The sequence below is a fragment of the Pullulanibacillus sp. KACC 23026 genome, assembly GCF_029094525.1.
Lineage (GTDB): Bacteria > Bacillota > Bacilli > Bacillales > Sporolactobacillaceae > KACC-23026.
Window position 1 is genome coordinate 1,679,911 of the sequence record NZ_CP119107.1, and the last position, 15,130, is coordinate 1,695,040.

General features: G+C 42.4%; 13 protein-coding genes and 3 tRNA genes. 10 read left to right on the plus strand and 6 right to left on the minus strand.

The genetic code is table 11. From position 1 onward, the window contains the following. Positions 1–167: 167 nt before the first annotated feature. Positions 168–1,112, minus strand: coding sequence for a 4-hydroxy-3-methylbut-2-enyl diphosphate reductase (locus tag PU629_RS07770; protein WP_275283711.1), 945 nt, complete (start codon positions 1,110–1,112; stop codon positions 168–170). A gap of 111 nt (positions 1,113–1,223) precedes the next feature. After that, the gene (gene vrrA, locus PU629_RS07775) at positions 1,224–2,168 is read right to left on the minus strand and encodes a VrrA/YqfQ family protein (protein WP_275283712.1); all 945 of its coding nucleotides are present in this window, start codon (positions 2,166–2,168) and stop codon (positions 1,224–1,226) included. A gap of 296 nt (positions 2,169–2,464) precedes the next feature. Here vrrA and PU629_RS07780 point away from each other — a divergent pair, with 296 nt between their 5' ends. Further along, positions 2,465–3,358 (plus strand): deoxyribonuclease IV, encoded by an 894-nt coding sequence (locus PU629_RS07780; protein WP_275284380.1) that lies wholly within the window; start codon positions 2,465–2,467, stop codon positions 3,356–3,358. A gap of 450 nt (positions 3,359–3,808) precedes the next feature. Here PU629_RS07780 and PU629_RS07785 read toward each other — a convergent pair whose 3' ends face one another. Beyond that, on the minus strand, positions 3,809–4,081 hold the full coding sequence (locus tag PU629_RS07785) for a DUF2624 family protein (protein WP_275283713.1): 273 nt from the start codon (positions 4,079–4,081) through the stop codon (positions 3,809–3,811). A gap of 188 nt (positions 4,082–4,269) precedes the next feature. Between PU629_RS07785 and PU629_RS07790 the strand changes: the two genes are divergently transcribed. After that, complete coding sequence (locus PU629_RS07790) at positions 4,270–4,698, plus strand: DUF4190 domain-containing protein (RefSeq protein ID WP_275283714.1); 429 nt, start codon at positions 4,270–4,272, stop codon at positions 4,696–4,698. A gap of 40 nt (positions 4,699–4,738) precedes the next feature. On the opposite strand, the gene ispG is transcribed toward PU629_RS07790, so the two are convergent. Further along, positions 4,739–5,845 carry a flavodoxin-dependent (E)-4-hydroxy-3-methylbut-2-enyl-diphosphate synthase gene (ispG, locus tag PU629_RS07795; protein WP_275283715.1) on the minus strand — a complete coding sequence of 369 codons (1,107 nt, stop codon included), beginning with the start codon at positions 5,843–5,845 and terminating at the stop codon, positions 4,739–4,741. A gap of 154 nt (positions 5,846–5,999) precedes the next feature. Beyond that, the gene (locus PU629_RS07800) at positions 6,000–6,341 is read right to left on the minus strand and encodes a type IV pilus assembly protein FimV (RefSeq protein WP_275283716.1); all 342 of its coding nucleotides are present in this window, start codon (positions 6,339–6,341) and stop codon (positions 6,000–6,002) included. A gap of 205 nt (positions 6,342–6,546) precedes the next feature. On the opposite strand from PU629_RS07800, the gene PU629_RS07805 reads away from it, so the two are divergent. Then, entirely contained in the window at positions 6,547–7,191 is a 645-nt protein-coding gene (locus PU629_RS07805; protein WP_275283717.1) for an NfeD family protein, read from the plus strand. A gap of 48 nt (positions 7,192–7,239) precedes the next feature. Here PU629_RS07805 and PU629_RS07810 read toward each other — a convergent pair whose 3' ends face one another. Continuing rightward, the gene (locus PU629_RS07810) at positions 7,240–7,788 is read right to left on the minus strand and encodes a DUF1189 family protein (RefSeq protein ID WP_275283718.1); all 549 of its coding nucleotides are present in this window, start codon (positions 7,786–7,788) and stop codon (positions 7,240–7,242) included. A gap of 439 nt (positions 7,789–8,227) precedes the next feature. Between PU629_RS07810 and PU629_RS07815 the strand changes: the two genes are divergently transcribed. The 7 genes from PU629_RS07815 to PU629_RS07845 all read left to right on the plus strand — a co-directional run bounded on the left by PU629_RS07815 (position 8,228) and on the right by PU629_RS07845 (position 14,834). Further along, a tRNA-Met gene (locus PU629_RS07815) sits at positions 8,228–8,304 on the plus strand. Positions 8,305–8,357: 53 nt separating this feature from the next. Continuing rightward, positions 8,358–8,433, plus strand: a tRNA-His gene (locus tag PU629_RS07820). Between the two features lie 4 nt (positions 8,434–8,437). Continuing rightward, positions 8,438–8,514, plus strand: a tRNA-Ile gene (locus PU629_RS07825). Between the two features lie 300 nt (positions 8,515–8,814). Beyond that, on the plus strand, positions 8,815–9,423 hold the full coding sequence (locus tag PU629_RS07830) for a superoxide dismutase (RefSeq protein ID WP_275283719.1): 609 nt from the start codon (positions 8,815–8,817) through the stop codon (positions 9,421–9,423). A gap of 104 nt (positions 9,424–9,527) precedes the next feature. Then, complete coding sequence (locus PU629_RS07835; protein WP_275283720.1) at positions 9,528–11,222, plus strand: M3 family oligoendopeptidase; 1,695 nt, start codon at positions 9,528–9,530, stop codon at positions 11,220–11,222. Positions 11,223–11,352: 130 nt separating this feature from the next. Then, positions 11,353–12,615, plus strand: a complete 1,263-nt coding sequence (locus tag PU629_RS07840; RefSeq protein ID WP_275283721.1) for an MFS transporter — start codon at positions 11,353–11,355, stop codon at positions 12,613–12,615. A gap of 170 nt (positions 12,616–12,785) precedes the next feature. Then, positions 12,786–14,834 carry a peptidoglycan D,D-transpeptidase FtsI family protein gene (locus tag PU629_RS07845; protein ID WP_275283722.1) on the plus strand — a complete coding sequence of 683 codons (2,049 nt, stop codon included), beginning with the start codon at positions 12,786–12,788 and terminating at the stop codon, positions 14,832–14,834. Positions 14,835–15,130: the final 296 nt, after the last annotated feature.

Below are 15,130 nucleotides of genomic sequence, written 5' to 3' on the forward strand. Positions count from 1 at the left end.
TCAAAGGATTCGGTTGTTTTGACGTTTACTAGCCTTTTTCTTTCTGTCATTTTTATTGTGAATAGTAGGGTGATTTAAGGTGATGATGAGTTTTGCATCTCACAAGTAAATCCGTTACTTGAATGTTCAGGGGGGTTAGGTGCTTGTCCTGTATAGAGAGTAGCTGATTAAGACGTTTTGACTTTAATTTTGGGTAAAATATTTTGTTTGACTTGTGACGGGATCACCCATGTATCTGGATTATTAGGGTTATATTGATCGAGAAATAGGACGACATCCTTGGTCAATTGAGTAGGGGTGGATGCTCCGGACGTTACAGCTACTTTGCGGACACCTTTTAACCATTCAATATTTAATTCGGATAAGTCAGCGATGCGATGTGCTCGTGTACCTGCAATTTCCTCTGATACTTGCGCCAAACGGTTTGAATTGTTGCTTCTCGGGTCACCGACCACAATGGTCAAGTCACAATCTTTGGCCTGCTCAGCAACGGCTTCTTGCCGAGTTTGGGTCGCCAAACAAATTTCATTATGGATTTCAGCATGTGGATATTTTTCTTTTACATGATTCATGATTTCCCGAACGTCCCATTGTGACATGGTGGTTTGGTTCGTGATCACGAGTTTTTCATTGGCTAATTCAAGAGCATCCACGTCCTCGTGCGTTTCAACAAGATGGACACGTCCGGGTGCAACACCCATGGCTCCTTCAGGCTCGGGATGCCCTTTTTTGCCTATATAAATAACATGATAGCCGTGTTGTTCCTTTTCACGAATTAAATCATGTGTTTTGGTAACATCTGGACAGGTTGCATCGATGGTTGTCAGCCCTTTTTCCTCTGCAATCCTTCTTATTTCAGGTGAGACACCGTGAGCTGTGTAGATGACGGTTCCATGGTCGACACTCTTAATGAGCTCGTGCCTTGAAGCGCCGTCTAATGTGATCACACCTTCCTCTTTAAAAGCCTCTGTGACATGGTGGTTATGCACTAACATGCCTAATATATAAATCGGCCGAGGCAAGTCTGGATTCATCGCGGCTTTTCGAGCGACGACCATAGCATCCACGACACCGTAACAATAACCGCGGGGTGAAACTTTAATGACTTCCATAATGGGCCTCCTTTTAATTTCCTATTCCTTAACCTATTATAAAGAAGACCTCACTGTAAGACAATGAAAGAGTTAGGCTTAAGAGTTTCTGATCACAAGCTTAAGTTCAATTTAGACATATAAAGAGGGTTTAGACGTTTGCTTACGGGTTTCTTTGAGAGTTCTATTAGCGGGTCGAGATTTGGATTGTGTTGCTTTTTCTTTTCCTGCTTGAGTGCGAGTGGACGAGGCTGGTTTTGATTTCTTCGCCGCCTCCCGTGAAACCTTCTGGGAAGAGTTGCTTTTTTTGGACGAACGGGTTGTCGTCTCTTTTTCATCCTCTTCGGTATCTTCAATTTCAACTTTATTATCAGATGCATTTTCCTCTGTTGCTTCTTCTTCAGCTGCTTCTGCTTCTTCCGCAGCCCCTAGAGCAGTAAAGGCTTTTGCCATATTAATTAAATTAGGCAAGTTCTTGACCATAGGTGCTACTTGCTGGACCATCGGCATCACTTGTTGGCCAAATTGGACGACCTTTTGTACATTTTGAATGGTCCCCATAATCCCTCCACCATTGCCAGATGTAAGAGAAGAAAGGGAACTTAATAATCCACCTCCAGAGTTAGAGGCTGTACCAGATGCCAAGCCGCCAAACCCGTTACCTCCAGCACCCATCATGTTAGACGCTCCCATACCCATGAAGCCGTTACCTCCGGGCATTCCTGGAAACCCCATCCCATTCATGGAATTACCAACTGAAGAGGCTCCTGCATTACCTCCACGGTTGAACAAGCCGCTTAAGAGTCGGCTGATTCCGCCACCTCCGCCATTGCCGCCGGCGACATTTCCGCCCAAACCGCCAGCACCGGGAAAATTCCCGCCTATTCCGGCTGGGGGCATTCCACCTGGGGGAAATCCACCGATGTTCGGAAAACCTCCAGGCATACCTTGCATTCCTCCAAAACCACCGGGTGCGTTCATGAAACCATTGCCCATTCCTTGTGCCATACCTGGGCCATTAAATGCTCCCTGAGCCATTCCAGCAGCTCCCTGAGAGGGTTGTGAAAATGGAAACATTGGGATTCACTCCTTTCTCTGGTAAACGTTATCCCGCGAATCTTATAGAAGCTGAACGGGTATATTCAGCCGTCATTCTTTTCGTGACAAACTACCAACAAGCTTGAAAAGGCTCGTCAAAATGGGCGTTATCTACCAAAGCCTCGAGATGTTGTATCTTATGCGTACGAATAAGACCATGTGTTAAAAAGACAGCATTTATTTGCGATAGCTCGCCTATTATTTGTTATCCAGCAGACTTACTTTCAGGAAATGGAGTGTGGTAAAATAGAAGGAGAAAAGAGGGATGTCGAATGGTGTTGAAAATTGGTTCACACGTGTCAATGAGCGGTGATAAAATGCTGCTTGCCGCAAGTGAGGAAGCCGTCTCTTATGGTGAAACGACCTTTATGGTTTATACAGGGGCACCTCAAAATACACGACGTAAATCCATAGAAAAATTAAATATTGAAGCAGGCAGACAGCATATGCTTGAAAATGGGATTGAGGATATTGTTGTCCATGCTCCCTATATTATCAATATCGGGAATACAACAAAGCCCGAAACATTCCAAATTGGCGTCGAATTTCTTAGAAAAGAAATTGACCGCACTGAAGCTATTGGTGCCCGTCAAATTGTGCTCCACCCGGGTGCGCATGTGGGGGAAGGCGTGGAAAAAGGTCTTAACAAGATTATTGAGGGCCTGAATGAAGTGCTCACCCAAGAGGACAAGGTCCAGATTGCGCTGGAAACGATGGCAGGTAAAGGGTCAGAATGCGGCTATGAATTTGAACAGCTGGCAACGATCATTGAAGGGGTTACCCATAATGATAAATTGTCGATCTGTTTTGATACCTGTCACACGCATGATGCGGGCTATGATATCGTTAATCGATTTGATGACGTTCTTGAAGAATTTGACCGTATTATTGGCCTCGACCGAATTAAAGTGGTTCATGTCAATGACAGTAAAAATCCAAGAGGCGCGCGCAAAGACCGTCATGAAAATATTGGATTTGGGCATATTGGGTTTGATGCCCTAAATAATATAGTCCATCACCCTGTTTTCGCCAACATTCCCAAAATCCTAGAAACTCCGTTTGTTGGAGAAGACAAAAATAATAAGCTGCCTCCTTATAAATTTGAAATCAACATGCTCAAAGAGAAGACCTTTGACCCTCAACTTTTAGAGAAAATCAAAGAACAATAAGAATGACGGCCATTTTCTCTTGCTTGATGGAGAGTTTTTTTTGCGAAAAAGGCGCCGGATTACTTACTCCACCGAAATTCAATTTTAAAAAGAAAAGGGCATCCATTTAATTGGATGCTTTTTTCCGTTGTAGGAAACTTTAGAGTCTAGACTGGTGGTGGTGACTCGTGTTTGAAAAATAAACGAAAAAATTCCGCTTAAATGGGGAAATAACCCTATTTTCTTAAAAATAAGGGTAGTTTTTCCGTTTAATGGATCCAAAACCTTTGGGATTTAACGGATCGAGAGTTGTTAACCGGAAATTCTCCGCTTATATCTGTTTCAGAATCTGCCTCTTTAGTCGTTAAGCGGAAATTCTCCGCTTATCTCCATATCAAAAAGTGCCTCTTTAACAGCCAACCGGAAATTCTCCGCCAAACCGGCCGTGACGAACCGAAAAATTCCCTCCAATTATTTTTTACTTTGACTCTTAACAAACCGTTGAAAGAGGCGATCCATGGATTCTGAGAGGGCAGGGTCAATTTTTTCGGCAATGGTATTTAAAATAGCTAAGCGCTTATCTTCATTAAATAAATCAAAGGAATCTTTTCTAAGTAATAAGACCACTTGGCGTGCTTGAACACGCGTCATTTCAATATCGTATTTTTTGGCAAATTCAAGGAGTTCACGTGGATTCATCGTCTTTAATTTATAGTTGACGACTGTTTTTAATAAAGGATTCATCTCAATCGCTCCTTCAATTTAAGTCATTCTTCAAGCCTTTTCATGTACTAGCTCATTGAAACATATGTCTTTTTTAGTGTATGGGTATCCTTTTATTGTGTGACTGATTAGGAAATATTTGCATCTTTATTTTCTGGGCAAGAAGGTAAACTAATAATGATCCTTCGACAGAAAGTGAGGAATCACAAATGGCTGATAAGGATCTAGAAAATAAAGTGGATGACCGCGATCAAAAGTATTATGAGGATGTCTTTGGAAAACAAGAGGTCTCAGATAATAAGGTTGATGATCGCGACCAAGAGTATTATGAAGATGTCTTTGAAGATCGAGGCACTTCAGATGATTACAACGAAGAATATGCGGCTGAAGCCGTTGACCCAGATCTTATCACGAGGCGGGATATTGAAGCCGATGATGCGACAAGTACAGGGTTAGGTTGGTTAGCCTTAGCCCTCTCCATTATTGGTCTCTTCTTTCTCCCTATAGTGATGGGGATTGCCGGGATTATTGTGGGCTTTATTGCAAGAGCGCAGGGAGCCCGCGGTCTTGGTGCATGGGCTATAGGAATAGGAGCTGCTGTGATTATCTTAAGACTAGTGGCTTACCCATTCTTATAAAGTAAAAAAGGCTAGTCCGAGAATTGGACTAGCCTTTTTCTTAGTTCTTAATGGTTTCTTTTGCTTCTTTTTCAGCATATTCTTGTGCGAGCAAATCGACTTCTTTCTTCAATTCGCTAACGAGTTGGTCCTCTGGGACTTTACGGATAATTTCGCCGTGTTTGAAGAGAAGCCCTTCGCCTTTTCCGCCGGCAATTCCGATATCCGCTTCACGAGCTTCACCAGGGCCATTTACCGCACACCCTAATACAGCGACTTTAATCGGTGCTTTGATTTGTTGCAGATATTCCTCGATTTCATCCACCACATTAAAAAGGTTAAATTGAATCCGCCCGCATGTTGGACAAGAAATAAGGGTAGCTGCGTTAGAAGCAAGACCAAATGTTTTAAGAAGCTCACGAGCGACTTTAACTTCTTCTACAGGATCGGTTGAGAGTGAGATGCGAAGGGTATTGCCAATGCCTTCGTATAACAAGACACCCAAACCAGCTGCACTCTTAATGGAGCCAGAAAACTTAGTTCCCGATTCCGTAATCCCAAGATGAAGTGGATAATCAAAGGCCATGGAGGCTTTCTTATAGGCTTCAATGGCTAAATTTACATCAGATGCCTTTAAAGAGACAATAATGTCATGAAAATCAAGATCCTCTAAAATCTTAATATGATGCAAGGCACTTTCAACCATCCCATCCGCAGTAGGATAGCCGTATTTCTCAAGGATATGACGTTCAAGAGAACCAGCATTGACACCGATTCGGATCGGAATGCCTTTTTCCTTACAAGCTTTGACAACTGCTTCGACTTTATCTCGGCCGCCGATGTTACCAGGGTTAATACGGATTTTATCGGCGCCGCCTTCAATCGCTTTTAAAGCAAGCTTGTAATTAAAATGAATATCCACAACAAGTGGAATATGGATGCGTTTTTTTATTTCCGGAATCGCTTCAGCTGCACGCATGTCTGGACAAGCGACACGCACCACCTGACAGCCAGCTTCTTCCAATCGTAATATTTCAGCAACCGTTGCTTCAACGTCATGCGTTTTGGTCGTTGTCATACTTTGAATGACAAGTTCATTGGAACCGCCAATGGTAAGGTTGCCTACTTTGACTTGGCGTGTTTTTGTTCGATGGGTGATCTCAGGCATTCCCCAATCGCTCCTTTAAATTTCCAGTCACCAAGAAACAGTGATTAGAAAGTAGTTATCGAGATTCATTATAGTAAGGTACACTAACAATCATCTTCATGATAGAGCATCTGCCTACACGCCGCAAGTGTTTTGTCTAATACGTCACAAAAAATTACTTGTAAAGCTTGAATTTATAAGCTTTCCCAATTTGAATGTGATTGGGATCGACAGACGGATTTAAGTCCTTAAAATCCTTTAAAACTTGAGTGATGGATAATGTTTTTTCCCCGTTTAATTGTTCTTCAATCGAAAGCACCGTATCTCCGGGCTCAACTGTTTTAGTTGTTACAGTGCTAGAAGAGGGGGCGGGCGTTGTTTGGGTTGTCTGACTAGAAGAGGCGTCAGACAGCGGTGACGTCATGGGTTTTATTAGAGGCAGTGTCCCGTGTGTGAGGTCGGAAAAGCTTGTCCAACCGATAACCGCTAGAACGATTATAAGCAACCACTTCTTCATTGAAACGACTCCTTCGAGAGGGCTATTAGCGCTTGTAATGGTTTATATAAAGTTAAAATTAGTTAGCAAATTTTCTACTGTTGTTTCATATCTATGCTTGAAGCCCGTTCGTTATGCCGATTATTTTTGAAAATGAGGTGAAACGTATCTCATTTTTTATCGTATATAGTAGTAAGCAATATTTAGTGAAAAGGAGGGGATCAGTTTGGCGTTGTTTCAGGATCCTTTATTTGGCTTTTGTGTGATTGGAATTGCCACTTTTTTGCTGGCAGGAGAGTGTCTGGTCAAAGCAAAAGGCCTCTTTGGGTTGATTGGATTTGTGCTTTACATTTTATATCTTTATAGTCAATTAACGGACCATTCAAGTTATTGGTTAATTGCGGTGATGGCAGTCGGGGTTATCTTTGTTGTCCTTGATGGCGTGCTTATTACAAACGGGACGGTTGCGATTATCGGCTTAGTCAGCATCATGCTGGCATTGGCAGTCGCAAGCCCCAGCCTTCCATATGGGATTGGTGTGAGTGTAGCCTTTTGGGTAGGACTCTTTCTCTCGTTACTACTTATTAAAACCATGCCTGCAAGAACGTTTTGGAGGCGCTTAGCTCTTTTTGATCAATCGACAAGTGAGGCAGGGTATAATTCGTTGAACGAAGAGACTAAGCTGCTGATCGGAAAAACAGGCTTAACCGTCAGTGTGCTTCGTCCGGTCGGAACCATAGAGATAGATGGGGAAAGATACAGTGCAATGACAAACGGAGAATGGGTGCAATCGGGGATAGAGGTTCTGGTGACGGATGTTGATGGAACAAAAATCGTTGTCAAGCCTCTTTCCATTGAACTTGAAAAATAAAAAGATAGAGGCTAACCACAAGAGTAAGGCGAGCCTCTGCTTTCTTTTTCAGCTAGTTTGTTTTTCTAAGTTGCTTCTCTCTCGAGGTCTAGGTGAAGAGGTCTTTGGTTTCGGGATCGCAAGTATCATGTTAATGAGCATGCCAAAGGTCATAAACGTGTAGATCAAAAGCAGGCCAGAGGGAAGTTGAACGAAGAGACCTGAAGCGGAAAAAATAAGTGTAGGCCAAGTGGCAGCGTTCACACTAAGTGACCAGACCTGTTGTCCATTAAGCCGTCGTTTAAACAAAAGTCGGTTGACCCAATAGCCAATGATTGAAAGGATCGATATAAAACTAAAGAAGAGAAAGGTTAAAACGATATAATAGTAAATAATTCCAAAAGGGAGAAAAATAAATGAAAAGGACTGCCCGACGCGAATGGTCGCTCGTATGACGGCGGGTGAAAATAAAAGAGCTGCAATCAAAGTCAAGAAAAAGGAATAAAGGATGCTCTGGCCAGCTCGTTTAAAGCGGAAAAGGCTTGATTTTCTCGGATGCCTTAGGTTTTCATAGAACTGAAAAAAGAGCGATGATTGTTTCTGTTTTGGTTTATTCATGATCGATCTCCTCTCAAAGTTCATTTTACTCGATTTCAGGAGATTCAGACAAGTAAACGTTTTATAAAAAAAGAAGGCTGTTTTCGTAAACTTTGTTGTTTTTTTAGGCTCCAATAAGCTCGCTTTCCGCGGGCAATCCGTGAGCCTCCTCGGCAAAATACGCCTGCGGGGTCTCACCTGGCTTGCTATTCCCGCAGGAGTCTCGCCTATTTCCACCTATTTTTTCTCAAATAGCAACAATCTTTTAGAAAAGAGCCAAAAAGAAAGAGAAAAAACAAAAAAAACACTTGAACAAATGAGGCTTTCATGCTATATTTTTTATGTTGTCGCTTGAGAGTGCTTAGAAATCGATCGCAAAAAGTATTTTTGTGAAATGTGTTGACAAGCTAAATGATGGGTGTTATGATACATATTGTCGCTGAAAGGCACGAAACACTATGGCGGAGTAGCTCAGCTGGCTAGAGCGTACGGTTCATACCCGTGAGGTCGTGGGTTCGATCCCCTCCTCCGCTACCATATTTATTTTCAAACGACGAGGTTAGCGTAATAAACCTCTTTTTTTAATCTTGGCGGTTGTGGCGAAGTGGTTAACGCATCGGATTGTGGTTCCGACATTCGTGGGTTCGATTCCCATCAGCCGCCCCATAGTGGACCCTTAGCTCAGTTGGTTAGAGCTGACGGCTCATAACCGTCCGGTCGCAGGTTCGAGTCCTGCAGGGTCCACCAACTTCTCAATTACATAAGATCAACTCAAAACAACATCTTTTATAGGTGTTGTTTTTTTGTGCCAGGAAATTATAGAAACCTTGATTTGTGGATAACTTGCAATTAAAATGCGACAATTTAGTGCGTGAAAACAATCGCTTTCCGTGGGCACAGGCGAGCCGAAAAAAGCGCAATGCTGTTTATTGAACAATATTTTGACCGATAGTGGGTATATTAATTGAAGTCTCTGCTAAAGTTTGCTAACTTTATAAGGGAAGGATACTTCCACAAAAAAAATCTACATATAGGAGGAGATTTGAAATGACTTACCAATTACCAGATCTTCCTTACGCATTTGATGCGCTAGAACCACACATCGATGCTAAAACAATGGAAATTCACCATGACAAGCATCATGCAACCTACGTGGCTAACGTCAACAAGGCGCTTGAAGGCCATGATGAGCTTGCAAGTAAATCCGTTGAGGAGCTTGTAAGCAATTTGGATGCTGTTCCTGAAAGCATCCGTACTGCTGTTCGCAATAACGGCGGTGGACATGCTAATCACAGCTTTTTCTGGCAAATCCTTAGCCCAAATGGCGGCGGTGCTCCAACAGGAGAGATTGCTAAGGCAATCGATGCTAAGTTTGGCAGCTTTGATGCATTTAAGGAACAATTTGCTGCAGCCGCAGCTGGCCGTTTTGGTTCCGGTTGGGCTTGGCTAGTTGTAAACAATGGTGAGCTTGAAATTACAAGCACACCAAACCAAGATAGCCCGCTTTCTGAAGGTAAAACACCAGTTCTAGGTCTTGATGTTTGGGAGCATGCTTACTACCTCAACTATCAAAACCGTCGTCCTGAATACATTGGGGCTTTCTTCAATGTTATTAACTGGGATGAAGTGAACAAGCGCTACGCAGCAGCAAAATAATGAATAGTTAAACCATGAATGGAGCCCGCCTAGTCGGGCTCTTTTCTAAATGTTAATTTTAAGAGAGAGACAATGATTTGAAAAAGGTACGAGGGGGAAAATGGATGAAATTCTCAGAGTATTCCTACATAAGACCGGATTTTGAAGCGTTGCAATCTCAATTTAATGAGGCTCTTGAGCGTTTTTCAAAGGCTGCAACCTTTGAGGCGCAATCAGAGGCAATGGCTGATATTAATAAGCTTCGAAATCAGTTTGATTCCATGAATCAGATCGCAAGCATTCGCCATACCATTGATACCAATGATGAGTTTTATAAAGAAGAAAATGATTTTTTTGATGAGACTTCACCGAGCTATCAAGGTCTTGTAACGGATTTTTATCGAGCGCTCGTCAGTTCAACCTTCCGCGATGAGTTAGAAGAAAAATGGGGCAAGCATTTATTCAACATGGCAGATTTAACACTTAAGACTTTTTCTCCAGACGTTTTGGATGACTTAAAGCAAGAGAATCGCCTATCTAGTGAATACACCAAATTAATGGCTTCGGCAAAAATCTTATTTGAAGGAGACGAGAGAAATCTCTCGCAAATGGTCCCTTTTCAATTGTCAAAGGATCGCGCTATGAGAATGAAGGCTCAAGCAGCTCGATATTCTTTCTTATCCGAAAACGAAGCTCAATTAGATGAAATTTACGATCAGTTAGTCAAGGTCAGAACAACCATCGCGAAGAAGCTCGGCTACGAAAATTTTGTTGAGCTCGGCTATGCGAGGCTTAATCGTACCGATTATGATGCGGAAAAGGTAGCGAATTTTAGAGAGCAAGTCAAAACCTATATCGTTCCCGTTGCCACCAGGCTTAAAGAACGCCAGCAAAAGCGCTTAGGCCTTGATCATCTTTATTATTATGATGAGCCTTTGAATTTTAAATCAGGAAATGCGGCGCCTAAGGGAGACTCTGAGTGGATCATTAATAACGGCAAAAAGATGTATCACGAGCTTTCCGAGGAAACAGATGAGTTTTTCCAATTTATGATTGACCATGAATTAATGGATCTTGTCAGTAAAAAGGGAAAAGCTGGTGGCGGATACTGTACTTACATAAGTGATTTCCAATCTCCGTTTATCTTTTCTAATTTTAATGGGACAAGCGGTGATATTGATGTCCTAACACATGAGGCAGGCCATGCCTTCCAGGTTTACTCAAGCCGCGGCTATGAAGTGCCGGAATATTATTTTCCAACACTTGAGGCTTGTGAAATCCATTCGATGAGCATGGAATTCTTTACTTGGCCGTGGATGGAGTTATTCTTTGAGGAAGAAACTGAAAAATATAAATTTGCACATTTGAGCGGGGCGCTTCTCTTCATTCCTTACGGGGTTGCCGTAGATGAATTCCAGCATTTCGTCTATGAACATCCAGAGGCAACTCCTGAAGAACGGAAAGCCGCCTGGCGTCGAATTGAAAAGACTTACTTGCCGCATCGCGATTATGCTGATAATGAATACCTTGAAAGAGGCGGTTTTTGGCATCAACAAGGGCATATTTTTGGCTCACCGTTTTATTATATTGATTACACATTAGCACAAATTTGTGCTTTCCAGTTCTGGAAGCGATCACTCGAGGATCAGGCGTCTGCTTGGAAAGACTATTTGCATCTCTGCAAACTAGGTGGAACTAAACCGTTTACAGAGTTAGTGAAAGAAGCTAACTTGACGATTCCGTTTGAAGATGGCGCGATTCAATCCGTAGTAGGTGAAATTGAGGCATGGCTTGATCAAGTGGAGGATCGAAGTTTGTAAACCCCAATTATTAAAGTTTTGTTCAAGGTCTAATCCTTCTTTTAGGGTTGGACCTTATTTTATTTATAGAATAATTGGGGGGCGGATAAACCAAACTAAGCGAAGAATTTTAGGCAGGGGGGCCGAGGCCGTGAATGTTTCAAGCAGTAGGCTCGATCAAAAAGAAGTGCCAAGAGATTTGTACCTTCTTCTTATTATAAGTGGTCTTTATTGCATCGCGACTGCTTTATCGAATACATTTGTTAATATCTTTCTTTGGAAGCGTACGAATAGCTTTATTGATATTGGTTTATACAATTTAATGATTGTTATTTTTCAGCCGATTACGTTTATCTTTGCTGGAATGTGGGCCAAACGAGTTGATCGCGTCATTGTTTTACGTGCAGGAGTGGTTGTTCTTTCTTTGTTTTTTATCAGCGTCTTAGTATTAGGATCGGACAGTCGTCAATTTTTTTATTTATTTGGAGCATTAATTGGGATGGGGTACGGCTTTTATTGGTGCGCTTTTAATGTTCTTATCTTTGAAATAACCGAACCTGAAACTCGAGTGTTCTTCAATGGCATCCAAGGGGTTTTGACATCTCTTGGGGGAATGATCGGTCCTATTCTCGCTGGTTGGATTATTTCATCGATGAAAAATTACAATGGGTATCGAGTGATCTTCGGAATCTCCCTTGGGCTATTTGCTTTAGCTGTCGTCGTAAGTTGGTTTTTGCAACGGCGCCCGGCTGAAGGTAAGTTAACCTTCCGACGCATTCTACGTGAGCGTTCCAATAACGAGAACTGGCGGGATATACTCAATGCGCATTTCTTTCAAGGCGCTCGTGAAGGGACCTTTTTATTTATCATTTTTTTATGGGTGTATTTATCAACAGATAATGAACTAGCGATCGGGAAGTTTGGATTAGTCGAATCCGGGGTCATGTTTATTGGCTATTATGTGGTGTCGCGTTTGATTAAACCCTCTTTCAAAAAGACATCCATTTTAATTGGCGGAATCATCACTTACGGAACGGTGTATATCCTTCTATTTAATGTGAACTACACTATGCTAATTGTTTATGCCGTTTTAGTTGCCATCGCTTATCCATTACTTTTTGTTCCGTATGCCTCCTTAACCTTTGACGTAATTGGACATGGCTGGAAGGCCGCTGACATGAGGATTGAGTATATTGTCGTTAAAGAAATTTTCTATAATGCAGGTCGTATTGTGTCTGTTCTTTTGTTCCTTGCAACGGTTTGGTATTTCCGGGATGATCAACAAGGCATTCGTTATTTAATGATGGTGATTGGGGCAGGTCATCTCGCTATTTATTTTTGTATTCGCCGCATTCCAATTCCTTTGGAACGAGCTCGGGCTGTCAAGGAGGGAGAGAGCGGTTCAACCGTATGAAGACTGTCACAATTTTTTCTCTGCATAACGTTAAATTTATAGTAAAATAATAAGGTGGGCTTGTTATAGGCCTGCCTTCTATTTATGCATTAAAAATTTAACGGTGTATTCCTTACATAAATGGGAAAAACCTGATTACCAACTATGGCGATCAAGGAGGAGTAAGTTGCGTGGATGAACCAAAGAAAACAAAGCAAAAGAAGAAGAATCAAATTCCCTTTCGATTAAACGTTCTATTTTTATTTGTCTTTCTCGCCTTTTCTGTTCTCATTATTCGGCTTGGAGTCGTGCAAATTGTAAATGGCGATACTTATGACAAAAAAATGCAGTCGACTCAACATGTAACCAATAAGATCCAGTCAGCGCGCGGACTCATCTATGACCGGAATGGGGTCCTGCTTGCCGGAAATAGTGCGTCGCCGGGTGTTATTTTTACTCGGAATCAAGATATGTCAGAAACCGATCTGATTAATATTGCGAAAAAGCTGAGCAAGTACTTGACCGTAACGGATCAAAAAAATCCGCCGAGCGGTGTTCTTACAACCGCTCACATAACAGAAAGAGATCTCAAGGATTACTGGATAGGGACACATCCAGACGCCTATCAGCAGAAGCTGTCTGCTAAAGAGCAAAACAGCAAGAATGCTTATGACATGTTATTGAATCGCATTACTTCAAAGGACTTATCTTCTATTAAAGGTGATGAGCTTAAGGTGGTGGCGATCTGGCATCAACTGGCTCAAGCCTCTAATCTATCGCCGACGGTCATCGCCTCTAATTTGACAACGGGTGAGCTGGCTCGTTTAGGGGAGCATTTAAATGACTTTAAAGGAGCTATTGATACAACCGTATCGGCCAATCGCACCTATCCGGATGGCAATCTTTTCTTCTTAGGCAAGGTCAGCCAAATTCCGAAGCATGAAGTGAACAATTATTTAGCTTCGGGGAACAATCGAGACGATCTAGTCGGGACAAGTAACTTGGAAGAAGAATATAATGATGTACTAAGCGGAATTCCAAAGACTTTAACCTATACGACGGATAACGGTAAGCCAGTAGGAACTCCGACCGTAAAGGAAGGTCGCCGCGGGGACGACCTCGTTTTGACCGTGGATTCTAAGTTACAGAAACAGGTCAATCAAATTATTCAAAAGAATATTAAGCTCTGTTATCCTAGTGATCATTTATGTAATCAGGCTTATGTCGTTGTAATGAATCCGCATACTGGAGCGATCCTTGCTGCCGCCGGTCAAGAAGATAACGGGGGTCAATTCACAGATGTTTCTGAAGGTACGATTCTCAATTCCTTTGCGATCGGTTCAGCTGTCAAAGGAGCAACGGTGTTAGCCGGTTATCAAAATAATGCCATCCCTGGTGTGCTTAATGATAAGCCCATTAATTATGTTGGGGGAGGATCGTTCAAATCTCTTGAATCTTGGATTGGGAATGTCAATACCGCCCAAGCACTTGAGGTTTCCTCAAACGTTTATATGGGGACGATTGCAGCGAGGATGGCTGGCTTTAAAATTACGGATCAAGGTGCCAACTACTTGGCACGTGTTTTCACAGGCCCTAAGTTTTACAATGCTTTTAACACTTTAAGGGATGCTTACGGTCAGTTTGGATTAGGTGTGCAAACAGGTGTGGATCTCCCTTATGAGTCAACCGGCTATCAAGGGCCAAAACCTAATGCTGGTGGTTTGATCATGCAATTTGCCATCGGGCAATATGACACTTATACACCGCTTCAAATGGCTCAATACGTTTCGACTCTTGCAAATGGGGGCTACCGGGTGGCACCGCATTTTCTGGACTCGATTCATTACCCTGGATCTAATGTCGGAAAAATCGGTCCAACTGAATATAAATACCAAACCAAAATTTTAAATACGATTCCGAATACCCCTTCCCAATTTGCGGTCGTCCATGAAGGCTTTCATCTCGTGACACATGGACCAGAAGGAACTGCACGAACGCTTGGATATTCCTTTGAGCCTTGGGCCAAATATGATATTGCAGCCAAGACAGGAACTGCACAGGTAGGCGATCCTAAATTGGGTCGAAACAATAAAACTTTGGTGGCCTATGCCCCTTCTAATAATCCTCAGGTGGCCATTTCAGTCGTGGTTCCTGACATTTTAAATGAGCAGACCAACCTCATGATTGCTGGTGAAGTGTTTGATGCCTATTTCAAGAGCCAAGAGGCAGTAAATAAATAAGTTAATCAAAGAAGACCCTTAAGCAGGTATGACAAGCTTAAGGGTCTTTGCATTTAGAGGTGTATTCTAAGAATTGGAACAAGCTAATAGGGGAGAGGTGGATGGAAAAAGGAGGTCATGGTGGACTGGAGCTAACCAACCGTCATAATTTAATAGACCGGCAAATGGGTAACATTCAGGTCGTTATACATAAGCTGAGTAGGCGTAACGAGGACACGCTATCGTCCGCGAATCCGGCCGGAAAGCCGAACTAAGGGAATGAGGTTACGCCTATTTCGGTTGAGCGTAACGAGAAC

Excerpts from the sequence above, each read along its gene's own strand:
- PU629_RS07835 (WP_275283720.1), top strand. The coding sequence starts at position 9,528 with ATGAAATTCTCAGAGTATTCCTACATAAGACCGGATTTTGAAGCGTTG.
- PU629_RS07830 (WP_275283719.1), top strand. The coding sequence starts at position 8,815 with ATGACTTACCAATTACCAGATCTTCCTTACGCATTTGATGCGCTAGAA.
- PU629_RS07800 (WP_275283716.1), bottom strand. The coding sequence starts at position 6,341 with ATGAAGAAGTGGTTGCTTATAATCGTTCTAGCGGTTATCGGTTGGACA.
- PU629_RS07790 (WP_275283714.1), top strand. The coding sequence starts at position 4,270 with ATGGCTGATAAGGATCTAGAAAATAAAGTGGATGACCGCGATCAAAAG.
- vrrA (WP_275283712.1), bottom strand. The coding sequence starts at position 2,168 with ATGTTTCCATTTTCACAACCCTCTCAGGGAGCTGCTGGAATGGCTCAG.
- ispG (WP_275283715.1), bottom strand. The coding sequence starts at position 5,845 with ATGCCTGAGATCACCCATCGAACAAAAACACGCCAAGTCAAAGTAGGC.
- PU629_RS07810 (WP_275283718.1), bottom strand. The coding sequence starts at position 7,788 with ATGAATAAACCAAAACAGAAACAATCATCGCTCTTTTTTCAGTTCTAT.
- PU629_RS07785 (WP_275283713.1), bottom strand. The coding sequence starts at position 4,081 with ATGAATCCTTTATTAAAAACAGTCGTCAACTATAAATTAAAGACGATG.
- PU629_RS07770 (WP_275283711.1), bottom strand. The coding sequence starts at position 1,112 with ATGGAAGTCATTAAAGTTTCACCCCGCGGTTATTGTTACGGTGTCGTG.